The sequence below is a fragment of the [Phormidium] sp. LEGE 05292 genome (assembly GCF_015207735.1).
Taxonomy (GTDB): domain Bacteria; phylum Cyanobacteriota; class Cyanobacteriia; order Cyanobacteriales; family Aerosakkonemataceae; genus Floridanema.
The window spans coordinates 1-23967 of the sequence record NZ_JADEWG010000104.1 but is presented as its reverse complement, the minus strand read 5'-3'; the positions used below and the strand labels follow the sequence as shown (position 1 = coordinate 23967).

Below are 23967 nucleotides of genomic sequence, written 5' to 3'. Positions count from 1 at the left end.
GGGCAGGAAGGAGGAAAACTCAAAACTCAAAACTCGAAATTCAAAACTCTCCCTTAGTAATATTTCCCATTTGTTTACCAATAACCGGAAAATTCCTAAATTGGACAGGCAAGCTTGCTGTTTTAAGTAGTTAAACTGGATTTAAGGCAGCGTATTTTCAGTCGCGATGTTAGTCTATTGTGTAAATCCCTGGAAGAAGCGGCTTACACTTGTAAATTATATGGATGCTATTTTGTGGCTGAACTAATCTGGCAGATAGCCAACTGAATTCGCACTCAGGTTAGGATCTTGCCAACAGTCTGTTTTAATCGCCCCTTGTACACCCTTAAAGGAAAAATAAAGTTATGGGATTGTTTGATCGCATTAGCCGAGTAGTCCGAGCGAATCTAAATGATGTAGTCAGTAAGGCTGAAGACCCGGAAAAAATTCTCGAACAGTCTATTATTGATATGCAGGAAGACCTGGTGCAGTTGCGTCAAGCAGTTGCTCAGGCGATCGCCACTCAAAAACGCACCCAGCAACAGTATAATCAAGCTCAAACTGAAGCAAATAACTGGCAGCAACGAGCACAGCTGGCTTTAACTAAAGGTGATGAAAATCTCGCAAGAGAAGCTTTAGTACGCAAAAAGTCTCAAACCGAAACTGCTACTGCCTTAAAAACTACATTAGATCAGCAAACGGCTACTGTAGATACCCTGAAGCGTAACTTGATAGCTTTGGAAAGCAAGATTTCTGAAGCTAAAACTAAGAAGGATATGCTCAAGTCTCGGATTGCGGCTGCTAAGGCTCAAGAGCAATTGCAAAATGCAGTTGGTAAGCTGGGTACTAGCACGGCAATGGGCGCTTTTGAGCGCATGGAAGAAAAAGTGCTGATGATGGAAGCTCGTGCTCAGTCAGCGCAAGAGTTGACTGGTACTAATTTAGAACAGCAATTTGCGGCTTTGGAAGCTGGTAGCGATGTTGATGATGAGTTGACGAGGATGAAGGCTCAGTTGAGTGGTTCTGCTCCTAATCAAGCGGCTTTACCTGGTACTGCTCAATCTAGCACTACTTCTGCTAGCACTCCATCAAATTCGGCTGTTGATAAGGATTTGGAAGAACTAAAAAGACAGATGGATCAACTATAAATTAATAAGTTGTTTAACCAATAAAAGATTAGCCTGGGTAAATTGCAAATTTTATCCAGGCTTAATTTTAGCTAAAATTTCGTTACAATCTGGATATTCCAAAATTATCCTAGTTAATTTTTGTCTCAATTCAAAATCCCAAATCTAAAATCTAAAATCGAGTGACTTGCCTTATGCTCAATGACTTGTTTCCCTTCAGCTTAACTGTTAATACTACTGCGATCGCAGGTGCTGGTTTATGGTCACTAGCTTTATATTTAGGTTTTTGGCAATTGGGCGAGTGGATCATGGATCAATTGAAACGCTGGTTCAATTTCGCTGAACGCAGTCTCTATACTTCAGAAGCAGAGTTTGAAAAGACTCGTCGCGCTAGAGAATCACAAAACGCTTTTTACGCATCTATCTTAAGTATTATTCCTTTTTTAATAGCAGGTGGAATCTGTAATTATGGCGTGGAATTTACTTTAGGTAGCAGTTGGGCAATTAGCGTAGGAATGTTAGCTTGTGTTGGTTGTGGTATTTATGAATTGGGTCGTAGAGATGGTATGAAGTAAGGAAAAATCCAAAATGTAAACTTTAAATTTTTCCCTACATTATACCTTTTTAAATTTAATAAGATTGTAGACATTGAATTTAGATATGGGGGAATTTTAAATTTAATTTTCAACTTTGTTCCCCTGCTTCCCTGATATGTAAACTGCTAATTGCAATGAGTAACAGCTGACTAAGCCAATAGGGTATATCCACTCTTGTTAGCATCCACTGGGTTAATAATGGCGAGATTGGGATTTCCCTCGACTACTGCTACAAGATCGCTTTGCCTGCCTAAATTGCTGTTGGAAGTTGTATAAATCGTTAAATTTCCTCTGTAACCATTAGGCACTAAAATGTATTGAGATGGTGGGCCAGCCAGAACAATGGTATCTTTTCCTTTCTCAAAATTACGAATTAGAGCATAATCGTCATTACCACTATCTTTGGAACTGAGATAGTAAGATTGAACGCCAGCCGTACCAGAAGTAGTTGACAAACGACCAGTACCCAGTACAAATTCATCTTGTCCAGATCCACCAATTAGGGTATCAATTTCACCGGAGCCATTACTAGTAGTTCTAATATCATAAGTTTCACCACTAGCGTCATCAACTACGTTGGTAACGCCAACTCCATATATCTCTGTTTTCGGCCCAAAAGCAGTGACGACATCACTAGCATTAGAACCTGTAAAATAGCCAATTCTTCCCTCAGCTTGTCCGGCTATTTGGTAATGTTGCAAACCAGATTTGTAAATACCTAATCTCACCGCATTAGCTACATCCAAGTTGTTGATAATGTAGGATTTTTCATTGAAAAAGTTGATTGGATCGGGACCTCCAGCCGGAGTTCCAGTACGTCCTTCAGCTTCTCCTGCCAAAATAAAGTGTTGTACACCGGATTTGATAACTCCGTTTTTAACTGCTGCTGCTACATCTGGGTATTTTTGTAAGTAGGTGTTTTCATCAAAAGCAGGAGATATAAGAGTTCTACCTTCTGTAATTCCCGCTTTCTGAAAGTGATCTAGACCGGAGCTAAACACTCTAGCATTAACTGCTGCTTGTACGTCAGGATAATTACTTAAGTAATAACTCTCGTTGAAAATTGCATAACTCATTTTATGTTTCCTCAATAACAGTATTTTTGGCAACCAGATTAATGGCTAATTCTAGCCATTAATCTTAATATATTACCTATGTTTTATCGCTTATTAAAATCAATGTAAATCTTAATTATTTAAATAAAAAGTTCAAATTATTTTAATCAAAAAAGATTAATTGAATTTAACTTTAAATTGTCAAGTTCGTCTGATATTGTTTGAGCTAACTTTTAGGCTGCACCTGATTGACCTGGGAGACACGGAGGAGTTCGCTCATTTCTGGTAATTTTTTAGGATGTTCCAAAAAGTCTAAAATTATTTCAGCTAATTTTTCCGGTTGTAATTGTCCCGCTAATTGGGGGCCAATTTTGGCTTTTGCCCTCCTGATACTCAAGAGATGGAGAGTTTTGTGGTATTTTTTTTAACAAAAATTTATGCACCTTTATTAACTCAAACTAATAACATAAAATTTTTAGCTTCTATAGTTAAGTCAGGCAGTATAATTTAGCCAAGGAGTAATAATTTTAAGGCTGTGACTCACCTGACAGAATCTAGTTAGATCAAAATCGGATTAGCTATCCCCTCGGTCTTCTTCCTTTTCTTCCTTGGTGTTGTATAGCTTTATTGAGTATGGCAGTGCGCTGCTGCCTAATTAGCGATCGCATTTCCCTCAGCTAACTTGGTTCCCTAAAAATCGGTAACATTGGGTAAAGTAGGAACCGCCTTCAATATAAATATTTTCTGATAATAAAAAATAATTTGAATCCTGTTTCCGATTTAAAAAGCTGATTTTCCTTGAGCGATCGAACTATGAAAATTTACTGCCAGCCTAAAGAATTTGCGGTTAGGAAGTCTGTGCTTAGTAATTAATAGCAAGTTTCGCAACAAGGAGTAGGAAACAAACAACAGAAAAAATTGTACAAATGTCTTGAAAAACTTCCTTAAATATTATGAAAAAAACTCAGAACAAACAACTCCCTAAATGCCTAACAGGGATTCAGGGACTAGACGAAATTACAGGCGGGGGTTTACCAAAAGGCCGCCCAACTTTAATTTGTGGCTCCGCTGGAAGCGGTAAAACTTTGTTCAGTGTTGAATTTCTAGTCAGGGGTGCAACTGAGTATGGCGAACCGGGTGTATTGATGGCTTTTGAGGAAACAGCGGAAGAACTAACGGAGAATGTAACTTCTTTGGGATGGGATTTAACGCAGTTAGTTGAGGAGAAAAAGCTGTCTATAGATCATGTTTACATCGATCCCCATGAAATCCAAGAAACTGGTGAATATGACTTGGAAGCTTTATTTATTCGTCTAGGTTTTGCGATTGAAGAAGTTGGTGCAAAACGAGTAGTTTTAGACACCATTGAAACTCTATTTATGGGTTTATCTAATGCTTCCATTATCCGAGCAGAATTAAGACGATTATTTCAGTGGTTGAAAAGCCAAGGTGTAACAGCGATTATCACGGGTGAACGTGGGGAACATTCTTTAACTCGTCAGGGATTAGAGGAATACGTTTCGGATTGTGTGATTCGTTTGGAACAAAGAACTACTGAAGAATTGACAACTCGCTATTTGCAAATCGTGAAATACCGAGGGTCTAGTCATGGTTCAAATGAATATCCATTTTTGATTGAAGAAGAGGGAATTTCAGTACTACCAATTACCTCGGTGGGATTAAATCATGAGGTTTCTAACGATCGCATTTCCAGCGGAATTCCCAGATTAGATACTATGCTAGATGGTCGGGGCTACTATCGGGGGAGTAGTATTTTGGTTACGGGGATGGCGGGAACGGGTAAGAGTACGATCGCAGCTCATTTTGCTCAAGCAACCTGCCAAAGAGGGGAACGTTGTTTATATTTAGCAACAGAAGAAGCGCCGCAGCAAATTCTCCGCAATATGCTTTCTATTGGGCTTGATTTGCATCAATATATCGAAAAAGATTTGTTGCGATTTGAGGCGGTACGCCCGACAGCTTATGGCTTAGAAATGCGTTTGGTAAAGATTCACAATTGGATCAAAGAATTTCAGCCGCGATCGCTAATTATCGATCCGATGAGCAATATGAGTTTAAGTGGAAATACTCGACAAAGCAAAGCCTTTTTCATGCGCCTGATCGACTTTTTAAAGTCTGAAAAAATCACAGTTTTGTTAACCGATTTAACACCAGGCGGTACTCCTCTAGAACGTACAGAAATTGGAGTATCATCTTTGATGGATACTTGGTTAGAAGTTCGTACCTTAGAAACTAATGGAGAGCGAAATCGACTTCTTTATATTCTCAAATCTCGTGGGATGGAACATTCCAATCAGGTACGGGAATTTCTGTTAACTAAGCAAGGTATAGAACTAATTGATGTTTATGTAGGTCAAGGTACTTTTCTAACTGGAACAGCAAGAGCCGCCCAAAAAGCGCAAGAAGAATTCGAGCAACTCAGCCGCCTGCAAAAATTTGAACAGAAAAAACGGGAGTTAGAAAGTCAAACTGAGATCCTAGAAGCACAAATTACAGCACTTCAAGTTCAATTAAAAACTCAGCATGAAGTGTTAGATTCAATGATTAAACAAGCTGAAAATAATCAAAAAAACTTTCTCAAAAATCAAGAAGTAATGGTGAAGTTACGTAAGGGCGATTAAGCAGATTAATCAAACCTAGTGGAGGAAAAAGAATGACAGATAACTTTTCTGAAACAATAAATATTTCTGGCTCCGAGATTTGGCAATTACGATTATATGTAGCGGGACAAACTCCTAAATCTCTGGCTGCTTTTGCAAATTTAAAAAAAATTTGTGAAGAATATATTCAGGGGCAGTATCAAATTGAGGTAATTGATTTAGTCAAACAACCTTATCTCGCTAAACAAGATCAAATAGTTGCTTTGCCAACTTTAGTTAAGAAATTACCCATGCCGATTAAACAGATAATTGGCGATTTGTCGAATCAAGAAAAAGTGCTGGTTGGATTAGAGATAAATCACAGAAAAGCTGACCAGTAAATTATCAGTTGGGAGCAATACTCATGGTTAACGAAGAAGAATTTGAGCAGGATATTATCGATTCATTGGAACAGGCGATTAACCAGCAAGATCGGAGATATTATGTTTTACGTCTCTATATTGCGGGAACAACGCCCCAATCGATTCAGGCATTACAAAACCTGACAAAAATTTGTGAAGAGTATCTCAAAGAACGTTATGAATTAGAGGTAATAGACATCTATCAAAATCCAGCAATGGCTGTTCCCGGAAATATTTTTGCCATTCCTACTTTAATTAAGCAACTACCTCCTCCTTTACAAATTTTGATTGGTAATTTGTCTAATACTGAGAAAGTTTTAGTAGGTTTAGATATTTGTTCAATTCAGAATCATGTTTGAATAAATTTATGGAAGACTCAGAAAGTAGAATTGTAAAATTACTACAAACAATAGATGAACTCCAAGCGCAAATCAGGGTGCTTCGTGAGCAAAAAACTATTGCCCAACAAACAATACAAGCAATTCGTCTTGGTGAAGTTGATGCTGTAGTGGTGAGTACAGAGGAAGTTGAGAAGGTTTTTACACTTGAGGGTGTAGATTATATTTATCGGCTTTTTGTTGAACAAATGGGAGAGGGAGCAGCTACAGTTTCTTGGGAAGGATTTATTTTGTATTCTAACCAGAAGTTAGCAAAACTTTTAGGCTGCCCTTTAGAAAATATCATCGGTTCTCGATTTCAAAAATTTGTTTTTTACCAAGATTTGCCTAGATTTGAAAGTTTTTTACAACAAGCGCAAAAACAGATAGCAATAACTGAAGAAATATTGTTAATTAGTTGTACTGGAAATGAAATTCCGGTGCAACTATCTCTAAGCCAATTAAATATGGGTAATACTTATATTTACTGTATTATTATTACCGATCTGACAGAATACAAACGCAAAGAAGAAGCTTTGCGGGAAAGTGAGGAGCGTTTTCGTAAATCATTTATTGATTCTCCATTTCCGATGATTATATATGCTGAAGATGGAGAGGTGCTGGAAATTAACCAAGCTTGGACGGAATTATCTGGTTATAGTATCAATGATTTACGGAAAATTACCAATTGGTTAGAATCGGCTTTTGCAGAAAATCAAGACCTAATGCTTTCCCTAATTGAGCGAATCTACCAAATCGATCGCAAAGTTAATTTGGGAGAATTTCCGATTAAAACTCGTTGGGGAGAACAGCGAATTTGGAACTTTCATAGTCTACCTTTAAGTATACTGCCTGATGGTAGAAAAACATTTATGTCGATGGCGATCGATGTTACAGATCGTAACCGTGCCGAGGAATTATTACGTCGCAATGCTTTATATGATGCCTTAACAGGTTTACCGAATCGCATTTTATTAATGGATCGACTTGAACAAGCGATCGAACACTCAAAACGAGATCAAAATTATTTGTTTGCGGTTGCGTTTTTAGATTTAGATCGCTTTAAACTAATCAACGACACGCTGGGGCATGAAATGGGCGATAAAGTATTAATAGCCTATGCCAAAAAGTTTAGTCAGTGTGTCCGTTCTGGTGATACTGTTGCTCGCTTAGGCGGTGATGAGTTTATTATATTACTCCTGGACATTCATAGTAAAGAAGAGGCAATTCAGATCGCAGAACGCCTGATGCTCAGCTTCAATTTACCAATTACGATTGACGGAAAACTAATTTTTATCACTGCTAGTATGGGGATTACTTTCTCTTCAAGGAAGATCGTTCACGCAACAGAGCTTTTGAGTAATGCGGATCTAGCGATGTATGATGCGAAGCATTTTGGTAAAGCTTGTTATCGGATTTTTGAACCATCTTTGTACCAGCGAACTACTCGGAAATTAGAGGTAGAAAAGTTAGAGTTAGAAGGGGCGCTGAGTGAAGCTTTAAAGCATCAACAATTTATGCTGTACTATCAACCAATTTTCTCGTTAATCACTTTAAAGCTGGAAGGTTTTGAAGCTTTAGTACGCTGGAAACATCCCCAAAAAGGGTTAATTTCACCGGAAAAATTTATCCCTATTGCTGAAGAAACTGGGTTAATTATTCCTCTCGGTGAGTGGATATTAAGTGAAGCTTGTCGTCAAATAAAAGCATGGCAAGAACATTTTGAGAATGCGGTTTCATTCAGGATGAGTGTTAATGTTTCAGGAAGACAGTTACAGGAATCCAATTGTGTAGAAAAAGTTGACGAAATTCTCGCTGCTACAGGATTACCTGCGAAAAGTCTAAAGTTGGAAATTACGGAAAGTTTGCTGATGGAAAATAAAGCGTCTTTCAGTGACTTTCTCACGCAGATGAAGCAGAGAGGGATTGAGTTAAGTATTGACGATTTTGGTACTGGTTATTCTTCCCTTAGTTATCTCCATCGTTTGCCTTTTAATAGTGTAAAGATCGATCGTTCTTTTATCACTAACATCTCTACAGAGGAAGATTCTGTAAACATTGTTCGAGCTATTATTACATTGGCTCATCAATTAAATATAAATGTTATTGCTGAAGGGATCGAAACTGAACAGCAATGCAGAAAATTGCAAGAATTAGGTTGCGAGTTTGGTCAAGGTTATTTTTTTGCTCGACCTTTGGATGCAAAAGCTGCTCAGTCTTTATTGATGGCAAGGGTTAATTCTTCTTGAACTATTTGGGCTATTTTTTCGGCTGCACCTGATTGACCGCGAACGGCACGGAGGCGATCGCTCATTTGGTGCAATTTTTCTGGATGTTCCAAATAGTCTAAAACCATTTCGGCTACTTTTTCCGGTTGTAATTTTCCCACTAATTCTGGGACAATTTCGGCTTTTGCCCAAATATTAGGCCAAGCAAATAACTTTTTATTTTGTAATACTAACCAGTTAATTAATTTAGCGAAAATAGAACCGACTATTGGTGTATTTGCTAATAACCCTGGTAAACCATCCCAACTTCGCATTGCGTCTAATTGTTGGGTGGGAATTAAGACAAGCATGGGTACTGCTAAAGCACCTAATTCAGCAGTATTTGCTCCTACAGTTGTCAGACAAATCCGGCATTGAGATAGTAATTGATATGGGGGAGATTCTGTACATAATTCTACATTCAAACCGCTTTCTGTTTTCATAAAATATTGGTTTGATGCTTGATAAAATACTAATTCAGCACTTGCCCAACCCAGCTTTTTAACGATCGAATTTTGTTGGGGATCGGCAAATTTGGCTAATGTGTGAACATCTAAAGTTCGAGCGACGAAGATGATAAATTTTGTTGTTGGTCTGAAGTTGTGGATTTGTTGTGCGATCGCCAACCCCAAAGGCACACCCTGAGCCAACTTAGCAGGCTTAGATCCCGGCAACAACCCAATTAATTCAATGTTGCTCCTCTGCCCCTCTGCCCCTCTGCTCCTCTGCTCCTCTGCCCCTCTGCTCCTCTGCTCCTCTGCTCCCTGAGCTTCTGCCATTAAATCACCAACAATGGTAAATTTATGTGCATACTTCTGGGGAGACTTGGCAATAACTTTAGGTGTCATCGCAGCAAATCTATCAATCCATTGATGCCAACGTGCGTCCCATTCGGCATAAGTAACGGTGCGATAATTTAAGCGTTTGCCAATAATTACTGTGTAGAATTGATCGCCACCTAAAAACAGAACTACACCGTTTTTGCGCCAATCCCAATTTGCGGCGGTTTTACCTGTGAAGAGAAAGGAAAAAAAGTTTTCTGGTGCTTGTACGCGATCGATTTCTGGGTAGCTTTCGGCAATTTCAACTTCTTTTCCACTCGCATTGGGACAAGGGGATAAGATTAGGGAAATGCGGATGTTTGCGCGATCGTTTCCCAAAACTTGCCGTAAAGCTTTGACCACTGGACGCACCCAAGTCGCTAACTCTCCGGGGCCATTAGAAAGAATTAAAATATCAGATGGTTGCAACAACATTATTTAAGTATAAACAAATAAGTAAGCGGTGAGTTCTTCAGAACTCCCGCCAAAATATATCTGTCTTATATAGCAGAAGGCAGAAGGCAGAAAGCAGAAGGCAGAAGGAAAAAATCTTAAAAACAAGGGTTCTGACTTTTCATCTTGCCTTAACCGCCTTGGCGGTTGCTATACTTCCTCGAACTAGAGAACCTTAACTTAGAGTTTACTTAAAGTTCAATGTTCTAAGTTATTACAAAAGTACCTGTGGCAGTATTGACAGCATTTGCACCAGCTAAGCTCAGGGGCGATGTGACTCCTTCGACAATAGCTACTAAATCGTTGCCATTCTTGGTCGAGATGTTAAGGTTGTTACCACTTACTACTTGGTTGTAATCGGTAAGCGAGCCTGCTAGCTGGATTAAATCCGATCCTTTAGTAAAGTTGCGAATCAGAGCATAGTCAGCGTTGCCACCACCAACATACAACGGTCTGGGATTGGGATTTGATGGGCTTCTACCGAAACCTAGCAGGTAACGATCGCTTACTGGGCTACCGATTAGAGTATCGACTTGAAATGTAGTGCTTCCAAGAGTGTAATCAACTGGGTTTGCCGACAAAGCCACATAGTCAACGCCTGTCAGGTTAGTTCCGTTGGCACCAAAACTGTTAACAATGTCATTACCGGACGTACCGCTAAAGATTTGAAATCGGTTTTCATACTGTCCAAAGAGAAGGTAATGCTCAAAACCTGAATTAAATGTGACAACACCATTTGTTGGGTTAGCAACGCCGACAGCTGCTGCCACATCTGGGTTCCGAACTAGATAAGCTTGCTCATTGAACCAGCCGGGAACACGACCCTCGAATTGCCCGTATTTCAGGTAGTGGTCATATCCAGAATAAAATAAACCTTGTTTTACTGCTGCTGCTACATCAGGGTATTTTTTTAAGTAAACTTGTTCTGAATCAAATGTGCCTATGGGGGAGTAACGTCCTTCTTGAGCACCATTGAAAGTAAAATGTTCTAATCCAGATTTAAAGACTCCTGATGCTACAGCATTTCTTACATCTGGATATAGGGTTAAATAGGCTTGCTCATTAAAAAAGGGTGATGCAGAGGTGCGACCTTCGTATACACCGTAAAGCGAAAAATGTTGTAATCCTGAAACGAAACCTCTGGGAGTATTGACGCTGGCGCTAACGTCTGGGTAGCTATTTTGATAAAGAAACTCGCTGAATTCGTTGAAATAAGCCATATTTCCTCACACTTAAATTAACTAGGTAAAGCAGTAAATTGACCACCAAGCTATAGCTGTCCCTCTTCTGACTTTTTCGAGAGGATTTTCACATACAATGGTAAACCGTAACCTGAGCAAATTGCTTTTGTCAGCGGAAACTAGAGCATTAATTTTCGTTAAGGATAGTGAAAATTATATTTAACGCTAAGATTTTGGGTATTTTCCCAGTTTTTCTGCTTATTATAAAAATTGATAATTACATCGATTATCAATTTTTATTTAAGATCTGGTGAGATTTGCTTTTAAATTAATCAATAGTTACAAAAAAATTTGGTGATTTAGATATATTTTGTATTTTCTGTTAAAAAAAATTATAATTAAATCAATAAATTTAAGTATATATTGCAGCTATTGTCAAGATTTGTAACCAAATATTTCCAAAATTTTATCAATTTGTATCGGATAGGGGCCAAAACCCGCATTTAGTAAGCATTTTTTGGTAAAACCAACTAATGTGCCTATTTTCACGATCGGCACAAAAACGGAGATTTCAGCGAGTCTGGGGTCTTGAGGTTGTAGGGGCGGGTTTAGGAGATAAGTCTGCGATCGCAGCAGAACGATTAACCACAAAACCCGCCCGTACCAAAGGAAGCCCGCTGCCCACCAGCCAAGGATTAGCTGACTGATGATTGATGACTAGCTAGCCCAAAATAAGGAGCCTAACTGAATGTTTACCCACGTCAAGTCCACCATTCGACGCATTACACCAGACAACCTCATGGGGCGGTCTTTACTCAAGGTGGTCTATGTCGTGCTTGAGCCGCAATATCAGAGTACCCTTTCAGCGGCAGTGAATTCGATTAATAAAAATAACCCTGATTTGGCGATTGAAATTAGTGGTTATTTAATCGAAGAGTTGCGCGATCGAGAAAACTATGAGGATTTTAAACGCGATATCGCTGATGCTAATGTCTTTATCGCTTCGTTGATTTTTATTGAAGATTTGGCAGAAAAAGTTGTTGCTGCTGTGGAACCACATCGGGACAATTTAGATGTCGCTGTTGTCTTTCCTTCGATGCCACAAGTAATGCGCCTAAATAAAATGGGCAGCTTTTCAATGGCACAGTTGGGACAGTCAAAAAGTGCGATCGCTCAATTCATGCGGAAGCGCAAAGAAAAGTCAGGTTCCGGTTTCCAAGATGGAATGCTGAAGCTTTTGCAAACTCTGCCCAAAGTCCTGAAATATTTACCAATGGATAAGGCGCAGGATGCGAGAAACTTCATGCTTAGTTTCCAATATTGGCTAGGCGGTTCTTCAGAAAACCTAGAAAACTTTCTGCTGATGTTAGCAGATAAATATGTCTACAAAGGCGAGCAAAAACTGAAGTTTCAAGACCCTGTTACTTATCCCGATATGGGAATTTGGCATCCAATGGCACCGACAATGTTTGAGGATGTCAAAGAATATTTCAACTGGTATAACAGTCGGCAAGATATTTCTGCGGATTTAAAAGATCCCTTAGCTCCTTGTGTAGGTTTAGTGCTACAAAGGACTCATTTGGTAACTCGTGATGATGCTCATTATGTAGCAATAGTCCAAGAATTGGAAGCGATGGGCGCAAGAGTTATTCCCATCTTTGCCGGGGGTTTAGATTTCTCCAAACCAGTTGATGCTTACTTTGGCGGAACGGTGAATGGAAATGCTGCTTCTGCAATAGTAGATGTGGTGATTTCTTTAACAGGTTTTGCTTTAGTTGGTGGCCCCGCAAGACAAGATCATCCGAAAGCGATCGAATCACTAAAACGGTTAAATCGCCCTTATATGGTGGCGTTACCTTTGGTGTTCCAAACTACCGAAGAATGGCAAGATAGCGATTTAGGTTTGCACCCAATTCAGGTGGCGTTACAGATAGCAATTCCTGAGTTGGATGGTGCGATCGAACCAATCATCTTATCGGGAAGAGATGGGGCAACTGGAAAGGCGATCGCATTACAAGACCGCATCGAAGCAATTTCACAACGCGCTTTAAAATGGGCAAAATTACGCCGTCAACCTAAATTAGATAAAAAAATTGCCATCACCGTTTTTAGCTTTCCACCCGATAAAGGCAACGTGGGAACCGCAGCATATTTAGATGTTTTCGGTTCAATTTATGAGGTAATGAAAGCCCTCAAACATAACGGTTACGACTTGCCAGAATTACCAGAATCAGCCGAAAAGCTGATGCTAGAAGTTATCCACGATGCCCAGGCACAATATGCCACTCCCGAATTGAATATTGCTTATCGGATGTCGGTGCCAGAATATGAAGAATTGACACCTTATTCCGAAAGATTGCACGAAAATTGGGGACCCCCACCAGGACATTTAAATAGTGACGGACAAAACCTATTAATTTACGGCAAAGAGTTCGGAAATGTCTTCATTGGCGTACAACCAACTTTCGGTTATGAAGGCGACCCAATGCGGTTGTTGTTCTCTCGTTCTGCCAGTCCCCATCACGGTTTCGCCGCTTATTACACCTATCTAGAACGCATCTGGCAAGCTGACGCGGTGTTGCATTTTGGCACTCACGGTTCGCTGGAATTCATGCCTGGAAAACAGATGGGAATGTCGGGAGAATGTTACCCAGATAATCTCATTGGTTCGATTCCAAATATTTACTATTACGCCGCCAATAACCCCAGCGAAGCAACAATTGCCAAGCGTCGGAGTTATGCCGAAACTATCAGTTACCTGACCCCACCAGCAGAAAATGCCGGACTTTATAAAGGGTTAAAAGAACTGAGTGAATTAATCGGTTCTTACCAAACTTTAAAAGATACCGGACGTGGTATTCCCATTGTGAACACCATCATGGATAAATGCCGTTTGGTAAATTTGGATAAAGACATTGAATTGCCAGAAACAGATGCCAAGGATATGTCTGCCGAAGAACGGGATAATATCGTCGGTTTGGTGTATCGAAAACTGATGGAAATTGAATCGCGGTTGTTACCTTGTGGGTTGCACGTAATTGGTAAACCGCCGAGTTCGGAAGAAGCGATCGCAACTTTAGTAAACATCGCTTCCTTAGACAGAAACGAAGAAGAAATCCTCAGCTTACCCCGAATTATTGCTAACAGCATCGGACGCAACATAGACGAGATTTATGTTAATAGCGACAAAGGCATTTTAGAAGACGTTCAGCTATTACAAGAAATCACCCTTGCCACTCGCGCCGCCGTTGCCGCTTTAGTCAAAGAACAAACCGATGCAGATGGCAGAGTTTCCCTAGTTTCCAAGTTGAATTTCTTCAACATGGGTAAAAAAGAACCTTGGATCGAAGCATTACATAAAGCAGGTTATGCCAAGGTTGATCCCGAAGCAATTAAACCCTTGTTTGAATACTTGGAATTCTGCCTAAAACAAGTTTGCGCCGATAACGAATTAGGCGCATTGTTAAAGGCATTAGAAGGCGAATATGTATTACCGGGACCCGGCGGAGATCCAATTCGTAACCCCGATGTTTTGCCAACAGGTAAAAACATTCACGCCTTAGATCCCCAATCAATTCCTACAGCAGCAGCAGTGAAAGCTGCCAAAGTTGTAGTTGACAGATTGTTGGCAAGACAAAGAGAAGAAATCGGCAAATGGCCCGAAACAATTGCTTGCGTACTTTGGGGAACTGACAACATCAAAACCTACGGCGAATCTCTCGCCCAAATTATGTGGATGGTGGGTGTAAAACCCGTTCCTGATTCATTAGGAAGAGTGAATAAATTGCAACTAATTCCGTTAGAAGAATTAGGTCGTCCCAGAGTTGATGTTGTAGTCAATTGTTCCGGTGTATTCCGCGATTTGTTCATCAATCAAATGAACCTGCTAGACCAAGCAATTAAGATGGCAGCGGAAGCAGAAGAACCTGTAGAAATGAACTTTGTTCGCAAACACGCATTGCAGCAAGCAGAAGAAATGGGAATCAACTTGCGTCAAGCTGCAACTCGCGTATTTTCTAACGCTTCCGGTTCCTATTCTTCTAACATCAACCTAGCAGTAGAAAACAGCACTTGGGAAAACGAAGCAGAGTTACAGGAAATGTACCTGAACCGCAAATCTTTCGCCTTCAGTGCTGATAATCCAGGGATGATGGAAGAGTCAAGAAAGATTTTTGAATCTTCCTTAAAAACTGCGGAAGTAACTTTCCAAAACCTCGATTCTTCCGAGATTAGCTTAACAGACGTTTCCCATTATTACGATTCCGACCCCACAAAAGTTGTCGCCAAGTTACGCGGTGATGGTAAGACACCAGTATCCTACATTGCTGATACCACAACCGCCAATGCACAGGTGCGGACACTATCAGAAACCGTGCGTTTAGATGCGCGTACCAAACTGTTAAATCCCAAGTGGTACGAAGGTATGCTTTCTCACGGTTATGAAGGTGTGCGGGAACTCTCCAAACGTTTGGTAAATACAATGGGTTGGAGTGCGACTGCTGGCGCTGTCGATAACTGGATTTATGAGGATGCTAACAGTACATTCATCAAAGATGAAGAAATGCGTCAGCGTTTGATGAACTTAAATCCCCATTCTTTCCGCAAAGTTGTGACTACTTTGTTAGAAGCGAATGGTCGTGGTTATTGGGAGACAAATGAAAGTAATTTGGATTTATTGCGCCAGTTGTATCAGGAGGTTGAGGATCGAATTGAAGGCGTAGAATAGTCGAATAAACAATAATGATGATGTAGAGACGTTGCATGCAACGTCTCTACATTTTATGATGATTTTTCCTTGATAAAGGGGCATTGATTATTAATTTGATGAATCGACATTCACCGCAAAATTATGAGAGACTCAAGATTTAAAGACAAGTATAAAAGTGAATCTATTAGATTAAAACATTATAATTATTCTACTAATGGGTGGTATTTTGTTACGATTTGTACATATCAAAAGTTGTGCTTTTTGGGGGATGCGATCGCAAATCAAATACAATTAACAGCAATTGGAAAAATAGCAGAAGAATTCTGGCTAAACATTCCTATTCATTTTAAATATACTTATTTAGATGCTTATGTAATAATGCCGAATCATATACATGGAATCATAATTATTGCTCGTCCTAAATGTAGAAACGTTGCATGCAACGTCTCTACAACAACAACACCACTAACCAATGAAAGGAAAACAGCAGATGATAACCATAATATTTCGCAAGCAATGTCGGAAATATCCCCCAAAGCAGGAAGTCTGAGTGTTATTATGCGTTCTTACAAATCTGCTGTTAATCGTTGGTGTCATATTAATGGTTATGAATCTTTCGCTTGGCAACCCCGATTTTATGACCATGTTATTCGTAATAGTATTGCTTTAGAGCGAATTCGCAAATATATTATTAACAATCCAGCAAAATGGGAAAATGAATGTAAAAATCCCGAAAACCTGTGGATGTAAAAATGTTATTCTAGATTGTAGAGACTTTGCATGCAACGTCTCTACAATTTACAATATAGCCGTGTATTTTCTCTAAATCGAGAGGTTTAAAAAAGCTGTGATAGGGAAAATAGAAGTAAGAATTGAGATTCTACAAGAAGGAAATTTATATATAGGAATTTGCTCAGATTTAAATGTTTCTAGTTTTGGGGAATAGATCGAAGAAGCCAGACAATCTGTTCAAGAAACTTTAAAAGCGTTTTTCGAGGAATGTGAGGTAATGGCTACGTTAACATAAGTTCTTGAAGAATCAGGGTATGTGCAACAAGATGGGAACTGGCTACCCCGAAAGCCGATCGCAACTAATTCCGATGCGATCGGGTGAGGTAAAAAAATGCGATCGCCTAAAACTGTTGTGCGAGGATCGATCGCAGTGACTAAGTTGATGCTAATGTCGCAAAAGTGCGATTTTATGAGTTATTATAATAGATACATTTTGTATATACACATTCATGCTGTTTGAATGGGATGAAGACAAAAATACCCAAAATCTGAGGAAACATGGCATTAGCTTTGAAGAAGCGCAAGAAATATTTGACGGAATCGTTTTTACCGCCATTGATGAGCGTTTCGACTATGGAGAAATCCGAGAAATTAGTATCGGTGCAATACAGGGCGTGGTTATCGTCACCGTAGTGCATACTGAAAGAAATGGAGCAATCCGCATTATCTCTGCCAGAAAAGCCACTCGACAAGAAAGAAAAACCTACTATGAGTATCTCGCGGAAACGACTTGAAGAATTAAAAAATATCCCAGAAGAAGCCATCGATACATCTGATATTCCTGAGTTAGATGCTAATTTTTGGTCAAAGGCAAAGCTGGTGAAACCGATTACTAAAACAGCCATTTCTATCAGGGTTGATAGCGATGTTTTAGACTGGTTTAAAAGCCAAGGAAAGGGTTATCAATCTTTGATGAATGCTGTTCTGCGTTCTTATGTTGAACATCAGAAGGATTAATAGATGCTAAAAAAATATGAGGGTCGCACAGAAGCGCGATCGCCTATAACTGTGGCGCTTTTGATCGATCGCAGTAACTAAATTTATTGTTGATACTATTAAGAACCAACAGTTTCAATTTCATACATAGTAAATTTTTCGTCTTCTTCATCTTTAATAAGCAGTTGTACATTATGCGGTTCCCGCCATGCTTGCGTTTTGACAATCTTGATGAATTCGTCAATCTTTAAAAAGTTGAATGCACCACCATATACAGGGCTTGTCATTGGCTTTCCAGTATTTACATATTGGTTTAAATTATTGAGAGTTCGCCATCCATTTTCTTGAAGCCAAGCGTTTATGTTGTTTAATGGAATAACTTCTTCAAGTTTTTCCTCTTCATCGTCATAGAGTTCACCTAAACTAAACAGTAATAGTACATCAGTAACCCAACTCATATACCATCCTTAGTTATTTAATTAGTTACTAGTATTATTATACCGATTGGGTTGATTAAGTACCATTTTATTGAGCATTTATTTAGTAAAATTGTCACCCAATTTACCCTAATTTATAAAAAACAAAAGCATCCATCTTGGATGCTTTTGAAAAGTTAATTAAACCGAAAAAGCGATTTATTTATATGTCGATCCATCAGGCATTGTTGCACCTTTGAGATTAGCTTCGCGGATATTTGCACCTTCTAGATTCGCATTTTGCAGATTGACACCTCGAAGATTTGCACCTCGAAGATTGGCATTACTTAAATTAGCACCTTTGAGATTAGCACCGCGCAAATCTGCACCATCTAAGTCAGCCTTGCTTAAATCTGCATTTTCCAAATAAGCACCTAATAGTTTTGCACCTGCAAAATTTGCACTTTCTAAATAAGCTGCTTCTAAGTCAGCATCGGCTAAATTAGCACCTGCTAAAATTGCGTCTTTTAACTTAGCATTACCTAACTTAGCACCTCCTAAGAAAGCACCTGTTAAATTAGCACCCCAAAGGCTAACATTTTTCAAGTTAGCATTGCCAAAGTATACACCTGTAAGCTGAGCATATCCTAAATTAGCACCTTCTAAATTGGCACCTCTAAAGTTAACGTAGCCGCCTAACTTAGCGCCCCAAAGATTCGCATTTCGTAAATCAGCGCCTTCTATTTTGGCGGATAATAGGTTAGCGTAACCTAAATTAGCGTTTTCTAAATTCGCTCCTTTCAAATTAGCTTCTTGGAGATTTGCACCTGCTAAAGAAGCGCGTTCTAAATTGGCATTTTCCAAGTTAGAATTTACTAAGTAAGCGCCTTTTAAAGCGGCGTTTTCTAAGTTTGCACCTACTAAATAGGTATTTCCTAACTCGCATTGGGGACATTGACGAGTTTTTAGCAGCAAATCTATCATTGATTGCTTGCTATTGTATACTTGATCTTTGAGTTGGAAGTTTAGCTGTTTGAGGCGATTATTTTCTGCTGTTACTTTGGAATAAGTTGCTACGGAAAAGCCGAGTATCGAAAAAGCGCCAAAAGCTATTACTGGAATTGCTCTTTTGTGCAACTTGAAGCCTGTGCCAGCTTCTTTAGTAGAGTCGTGGGCGAGTACTTCAATAGATTGAAGTACTTCTAAAGCATCTTGAGCATTGGGAAAGCGATCGTTCAAGTTTGGTGCAACTATTTCTTCTAACCATTCAATAAATTCTGGGTTGAGTTGCGACACCAAATGCTTAAAATTAATCTGATAATGGTCATCAATTAAATTGCCAATTTGAGTTGATTTCGTCTGAGTTAACAAACAAATTAGGGTAGCACCTAAACTGTAGAGATCGGAAGCTTCTGTTAATTGACGATTAAACAATTGTTCTGGTGGCATGAAGCCTAGCGTACCTTTAACGGCACTGCTAATCGCTACTTCACCGCTACCAATGTGAGCAAAACCAAAATCTACTAAATAAACTTTGAATTCATTTTGGCGATCGACCAAAATATTCTCTGGTTTAATGTCACGATGGATTATTGGCGGGTTTTGCTGTTGCAAATATACCAAAACTTCCAAAATTGCCACAGCAATTTCTTTAACTTCCTTGGGGTTAAAGTAACGTGGTTGACCTAAAGATGGCGCTTGTTTATACTCTTGCACTAAACAAAAACCAGAAGGAGTTTGGAACGAGTCTAAATAGTTGGGAATACTCGGATGATTGAGATGGCGCAATAATTGAATTTCTTTTTCCACAGTTTCGTAGTCTGTCCAACTAGCACCTAATTGAGCAAACTGAAAGTGTTTAATTACTACAGGCAGATAAGTTTTTGTATCAACTGCTAAATAAGTCACTCGACCACAAGAACGATTATGGCCTAACTCTTTCTGCACTTGATAACCTTGTTTAGAAAAATCTGGGAAGTTTTTCATAAGCTGATGAATCAATGTTGGGTTTGGTTGCACTAAAAGTTAAGGCTGAGGCTAGAAGGATAAAAGTTAGGTGTCCTCAAGAAAAAAAGCAAACGGCTTTATTATTAAGTCAGAACAACACCCTTTATTACTACCTATGAGTTTAGGGGCGGTCAGGTTGATATTCCAAAAATTTGCTACTGTTAAGATTAGCATCTAATAAGTTCTAGTTTGGGATTCTATAATAAATAACATTTTCCCAAAAAAATAGGCGAATTTGTTCGCTAATTTTCCTTTGTTTTAAAATTTATAACTGAAAGTTTCTCGAAAATTTTATTGGTTTGTAGCAAGTTTAACAACAAGGTGGGCATAGCCCACCCTAAACTAATTAACTAAGCACCCAATTCACTAAAGTACGTACACCGTATCCAGTCGCACCAGCATTGTTGTAACCGCTTTCTTTTTCTGTCCAAACTGGGCCAGCAACGTCTAAATGAGCCCAAGGTGTTTCTTTAACGAATTGCTTGAGGAATAAAGCCGCAGTGATCGAACCACCTGCACGAGGGCCTGTATTCTTCATATCTGCAATGATGGATTTTAGCCCATCGAAATATTTTTCTTCCATTGGCATTCGCCAAAGTTTTTCCCCTGCTGTTTGGGCGGCTGCTAGCAATTGATTAGCTACGTTATCGTCAGGACTCCACAAACCCGCGATATCATCACCTAAAGCAATGACACAAGCACCTGTGAGGGTGGCTAAATCAACGATCGCATCCACACCCAATTTATCAGCAAACACCAAGGCATCAGCTAAAGTTAAACGTCCTTCCGCATCGGTGTTATTCACTTCAATAGTTTTACCGTTGGAAGCTTTCAAGACATCGCCTGGGTGAATAGCGCGACCACTAATCATATTTTCTGTCACCGCAGAAATGAAGTGAACTTCCACATCTGGTTTTAATTGACCGATCGCCTTTGCCGCACCCAAAGTCGCCGCAGCACCACCCATATCGATTTTCATCATTTCGATGCCGCTACCAGCACCTTTAATATTTAACCCACCAGAATCGAAAGTCAAACCTTTACCAATAATTGCTAATTTCTTCCGGGGAGTACCTTCTGGTTTATAAGTGAGATGAATAAACTTAGGTGGTAAATCAGAAGCTTGGGCTACACCCAAAAAAGCTCCCATACCTAATTTTTCACAATCTTCTTTTTCCAGAATTTCGGCAATTAAGCCGTATTCATTGGCTATATTTTGGGCTGTTTCGGCCATAGTTAGGGGAGTCACAGCATTAGCTGGTGCAGCGACTAATTCCCGTGCTAAGTTAACACCAGAAGTGATTTTTTTTGCTCGATCGATCGCCGCTTCTTGACCAGCTAATCCGATTAAATCTACCTGTTCGAGTAGTAAACCTTTATCTTCTGATTCAGATTTAAAGCGATGATCTTGGTAAAGTGCTAATTCCACGCCTTGTACGATCGCGCTAGTCGTTAAACTTGGGTCATTTTGCCACACAGGTAAACTAATTCCCAAAGTCTTGCACTTTTCCTTTTTGGCTAACCGAGCGATGCTTGCTGCTGCTAGCCTTAAAGTATTTAACTCTAGTTCTTGGGCTTTACCCAAGCCCACCAAGATTAACTTACGAACAGGGCTATTGCTACCAACGCGAGTAGCAGCACTACTGTTGACTTTTCCCTTAAATTCGGTTTCCGCAATTAATTCTTGCAAGACACCGGAAAATTTTTGATCTAGCTCTGTTAGATCCCCAGTTAACTCTACCGCATCTTCAAAAAATCCAATTGCCAGTCCATCTCCAGACCAGTCTAAACGCGGAGTATTGGTAGCTCGAAATTCCATTCTGCTTATACCACCTATTTAGTACCTGTACCAGTATCGATCAACTTGAAGTATTTCTGCTCTCTATCCTAAGAAACCATTATCAGGTAGACTTACTCGCATCTTGTTTTTTGGATATTGAAGGTAGAATCAAAACAAGATGCTGTGATTGTTGGGCTGCGAGAACATAAAGATGCGAAAGCGACTGCGAAACCACCCCATTCCTATGGCTATTGGTGTAGGAATGTCCGCTTTACTCATAGGAGTTGGTGTTGTAACAAGCAAATGGAGCGATTGGCAGAAGTCTGGAGCAATGACTGGTCTCGACAAGTTAGAGCCGAAGTCAGAAATTTTACCTGTAATCAGTTTACCACCAGAACAAAGAGTTACTAAACTGTTAGAAATTGCTCAGAATTCATCGTTACCAGTGGTATCATTGACACCCCTACAAGCGCCCGATCGCAGTCGAGCGCGTTATTTATTGGCGAGTGATTTAATTGAGCGTGGGCAAGGTAAAGAAGCACTGGATTGGTTAGAAGGTTTAGAAAAAGAATATCCAGTTTTAGCAGCTCATGTGATGCTCAAACGCGCCCAAGCATATCAGAGTATGAAAGATCAAAAAAAAGCTAATGAAGCTTGGAAACAATTGCTGGAAAAATATCCAGATAATCCGGTAGCAGCGGAGGCATTGTTTGCCTTGGGGCAGAATGATGCCAAATATTGGGAACAAGCGATCGCCAAATTTCCCAATCATCCCCGAACTTTGGAAATTGTCCAAGATCGCTTGAAAAAAGCTCCTGAACAATTACCATTGCTGAGGATCTTACTACATAATTCTCATGATGACAAAGTAGTTAGCCAAACAATCGATCAATTAACAACTAAATTCCGAGATCAATTAACAGCAAAAGATTGGGAAGTAATTGCTTTTAACTATTGGGAAAAAAGACTGTACGAGAAAGCGGGATTAGCTTATGCTAGTGCGCCACCAACAGCGTTGAATTTATACCGTTCAGGGCGGGGAAGGCAACTGGGAGGTGATAAAAGTGGTGCAATCTCTGGGTATCAAAGATTAATCAATACTTTCCCAGAAGCTAAAGACACAGGCTTAGGATTGATCCGGCTAGCGCAGATGAGCAGTAAGCCAGAAGATGGGATATTTTACCTCGATCGAGCGATCGAAAAATTCCCCGATCATGCTGGTCAAGCTTTATTAGAAAAAGCCAAAATTCTTGACGAATTAAGAAATACTGAACTAGCTTCCCAAGCCCGAAAAGAAGCATTAAATAAATACGGGAATTCTGATGCCGTAACAGAATTTCGTTGGCAAGCCGCCAAAGAAATTGCCAAACAAGGTGATTACTTATCAGCTTGGCAGTGGGCTGAACCAATTGCTAAACAAAATCCTGACCATGAATTAGCCCCCGAAGCAGGTTTTTGGGTAGGTAAATGGGCACAGCGTTTAGGACGTTCCCAAGATGCCAAAACTGCCTTTGAATTTGTCCTCTCCAAATATCCAGGGTCTTTCTACGCTTGGCGTTCCGCCACTATGTTGGGCTTAGATGTTGGGAATTTTAACACAGTGCGCCAAAAGATACCCCAAGTAGTTCGTCCCCAAGAAAGACTTAAGTTGCCCACAGGATCGCCAGCATTACAAGAACTGCATCAAATAGGTCAAGATAAAGATGCTTGGACACTTTGGCAAACTGAGTTTGACAACATAATTAAACCCACAGTAGCACAACAATTCACTGATGGGATTCTCCTCTTAGCTGTAGGAGAAAATAGGCGCGGAATTAATCAAATAGAAAGCCTCAGTTGGTGGCGCGATACTCCCGAAGAAGAAGCAGAAATTACTGCTTTTAAACAACAACCAATTTATTGGCACTCTCTCTATCCTTTTCCATTTTTGGAGTATACAGAAACTTGGGCGCAAAAGCATCAATTAAATCCTTTATTAGTCACTGCTTTAATGCGACAAGAGTCCCGATTTGAAAGTGATATTCGTTCTGTTGCTGGTGCTGTAGGTTTGATGCAAATTATGCCTGCTACTGGTAAATGGGTGGCTCAACAAATCAGCGTAAAAGATTATAACTTGGAAAATCCCAACGACAACATCAGGCTAGGTACTTGGTATTTAGACCATACCCATGATACTTACAACAATAACTCTTTGTTAGCAGTTGCCAGTTATAACGCTGGGCCAGGAAATGTGTCTAAATGGATCAATCAATTGGGACTTACAGATCCAGATGAATTTGTGGAATATATTCCTTTTCCAGAAACGAAAGGATACGTTGAGCACGTATTTGAAAACTACTGGAATTATTTACGTTTGTACAATCCCCAAATCGCTCAAATGCTCACTCAATATGGTCATCAGTCGTTTCATCCCTAATAGGGAACAAGGGGAATGGGGAGATGGGGAGATG

Annotated in this window: 19 protein-coding genes; 12 read left to right on the top strand and 7 right to left on the bottom strand. The window is 39.7% G+C overall.

Annotation, left to right across the window (positions count from 1 at the left end):
* Positions 1–344 precede the first annotated feature (344 nt).
* Together IQ264_RS23085 and IQ264_RS23080 are read left to right on the top strand one after the other, a co-directional pair.
* A complete protein-coding gene (locus tag IQ264_RS23085) occupies positions 345–1127 on the top strand; it encodes a PspA/IM30 family protein (protein WP_193983283.1) in 783 nt (260 codons plus the stop codon).
* A 173-nt stretch (positions 1128–1300) separates the two neighbouring features.
* The gene (locus IQ264_RS23080; protein ID WP_193983286.1) at positions 1301–1681 is read left to right on the top strand and encodes a hypothetical protein; all 381 of its coding nucleotides are present in this window, start codon (positions 1301–1303) and stop codon (positions 1679–1681) included.
* Positions 1682–1851: 170 nt separating this feature from the next.
* On the opposite strand, the gene IQ264_RS23075 is transcribed toward IQ264_RS23080, so the two are convergent.
* Both IQ264_RS23075 and IQ264_RS23070 read right to left on the bottom strand, forming a co-directional pair.
* Positions 1852–2778 carry a hypothetical protein gene (locus IQ264_RS23075; RefSeq protein ID WP_193983281.1) on the bottom strand — a complete coding sequence of 309 codons (927 nt, stop codon included), beginning with the start codon at positions 2776–2778 and terminating at the stop codon, positions 1852–1854.
* Between the two features lie 205 nt (positions 2779–2983).
* The gene (locus IQ264_RS23070) at positions 2984–3154 is read right to left on the bottom strand and encodes a hypothetical protein (RefSeq protein ID WP_193983278.1); all 171 of its coding nucleotides are present in this window, start codon (positions 3152–3154) and stop codon (positions 2984–2986) included.
* Positions 3155–3710: 556 nt separating this feature from the next.
* On the opposite strand from IQ264_RS23070, the gene kaiC reads away from it, so the two are divergent.
* Genes kaiC through IQ264_RS23050 form a run of 4 tightly spaced genes read left to right on the top strand, consistent with a single transcriptional unit; the run spans position 3711 to position 8405 of the window.
* Positions 3711–5399, top strand: coding sequence for a circadian clock protein KaiC (kaiC, locus tag IQ264_RS23065; protein WP_193983276.1), 1689 nt, complete (start codon positions 3711–3713; stop codon positions 5397–5399).
* Between the two features lie 32 nt (positions 5400–5431).
* Positions 5432–5758, top strand: a complete 327-nt coding sequence (locus IQ264_RS23060; RefSeq protein WP_193983273.1) for a circadian clock KaiB family protein — start codon at positions 5432–5434, stop codon at positions 5756–5758.
* Between the two features lie 23 nt (positions 5759–5781).
* Entirely contained in the window at positions 5782–6138 is a 357-nt protein-coding gene (locus tag IQ264_RS23055) for a circadian clock KaiB family protein (RefSeq protein ID WP_193983271.1), read from the top strand.
* Positions 6139–6146: 8 nt separating this feature from the next.
* Positions 6147–8405 (top strand): bifunctional diguanylate cyclase/phosphodiesterase, encoded by a 2259-nt coding sequence (locus tag IQ264_RS23050; RefSeq protein WP_193983269.1) that lies wholly within the window; start codon positions 6147–6149, stop codon positions 8403–8405.
* Here the strand turns inward: IQ264_RS23050 and IQ264_RS23045 are convergent.
* Positions 8369–9679 carry a lipid-A-disaccharide synthase gene (locus tag IQ264_RS23045; RefSeq protein WP_193983267.1) on the bottom strand — a complete coding sequence of 437 codons (1311 nt, stop codon included), beginning with the start codon at positions 9677–9679 and terminating at the stop codon, positions 8369–8371. The two genes, IQ264_RS23050 and IQ264_RS23045, sit on opposite strands and share 37 nt — an antisense overlap.
* A gap of 224 nt (positions 9680–9903) precedes the next feature.
* Positions 9904–10917: a hypothetical protein gene (locus tag IQ264_RS23040; protein WP_193983265.1), complete on the bottom strand. Its 1014-nt coding sequence runs from the start codon at positions 10915–10917 to the stop codon at positions 9904–9906.
* Between the two features lie 494 nt (positions 10918–11411).
* On the opposite strand from IQ264_RS23040, the gene IQ264_RS23035 reads away from it, so the two are divergent.
* From IQ264_RS23035 to IQ264_RS23015, 5 genes are all read left to right on the top strand, one after another.
* Entirely contained in the window at positions 11412–11585 is a 174-nt protein-coding gene (locus IQ264_RS23035; RefSeq protein WP_193983263.1) for a hypothetical protein, read from the top strand.
* Between the two features lie 41 nt (positions 11586–11626).
* The gene (locus IQ264_RS23030; protein ID WP_193983262.1) at positions 11627–15604 is read left to right on the top strand and encodes a magnesium chelatase subunit H; all 3978 of its coding nucleotides are present in this window, start codon (positions 11627–11629) and stop codon (positions 15602–15604) included.
* Between the two features lie 123 nt (positions 15605–15727).
* Positions 15728–16336, top strand: coding sequence for a transposase (locus IQ264_RS23025; RefSeq protein ID WP_193983261.1), 609 nt, complete (start codon positions 15728–15730; stop codon positions 16334–16336).
* 491 nt (positions 16337–16827) lie between these two features.
* Positions 16828–17112 carry a BrnT family toxin gene (locus IQ264_RS23020; RefSeq protein WP_193983260.1) on the top strand — a complete coding sequence of 95 codons (285 nt, stop codon included), beginning with the start codon at positions 16828–16830 and terminating at the stop codon, positions 17110–17112.
* Entirely contained in the window at positions 17087–17335 is a 249-nt protein-coding gene (locus IQ264_RS23015; protein ID WP_193983259.1) for a BrnA antitoxin family protein, read from the top strand. The genes IQ264_RS23020 and IQ264_RS23015 overlap by 26 nt, the downstream gene beginning before the upstream one ends.
* A 98-nt stretch (positions 17336–17433) precedes the next feature.
* Here IQ264_RS23015 and IQ264_RS23010 read toward each other — a convergent pair whose 3' ends face one another.
* The 3 genes from IQ264_RS23010 to IQ264_RS23000 form a co-directional block, all read right to left on the bottom strand.
* Positions 17434–17772, bottom strand: coding sequence for a hypothetical protein (locus IQ264_RS23010; RefSeq protein ID WP_193983258.1), 339 nt, complete (start codon positions 17770–17772; stop codon positions 17434–17436).
* Positions 17773–17949: 177 nt separating this feature from the next.
* Entirely contained in the window at positions 17950–19716 is a 1767-nt protein-coding gene (locus IQ264_RS23005) for a serine/threonine-protein kinase (protein WP_193983256.1), read from the bottom strand.
* Between the two features lie 367 nt (positions 19717–20083).
* On the bottom strand, positions 20084–21556 hold the full coding sequence (locus IQ264_RS23000; protein ID WP_193983254.1) for a leucyl aminopeptidase: 1473 nt from the start codon (positions 21554–21556) through the stop codon (positions 20084–20086).
* A 172-nt stretch (positions 21557–21728) separates the two neighbouring features.
* Here IQ264_RS23000 and IQ264_RS22995 point away from each other — a divergent pair, with 172 nt between their 5' ends.
* A complete protein-coding gene (locus IQ264_RS22995) occupies positions 21729–23933 on the top strand; it encodes a transglycosylase SLT domain-containing protein (RefSeq protein ID WP_193983252.1) in 2205 nt (734 codons plus the stop codon).
* Positions 23934–23967: the final 34 nt, after the last annotated feature.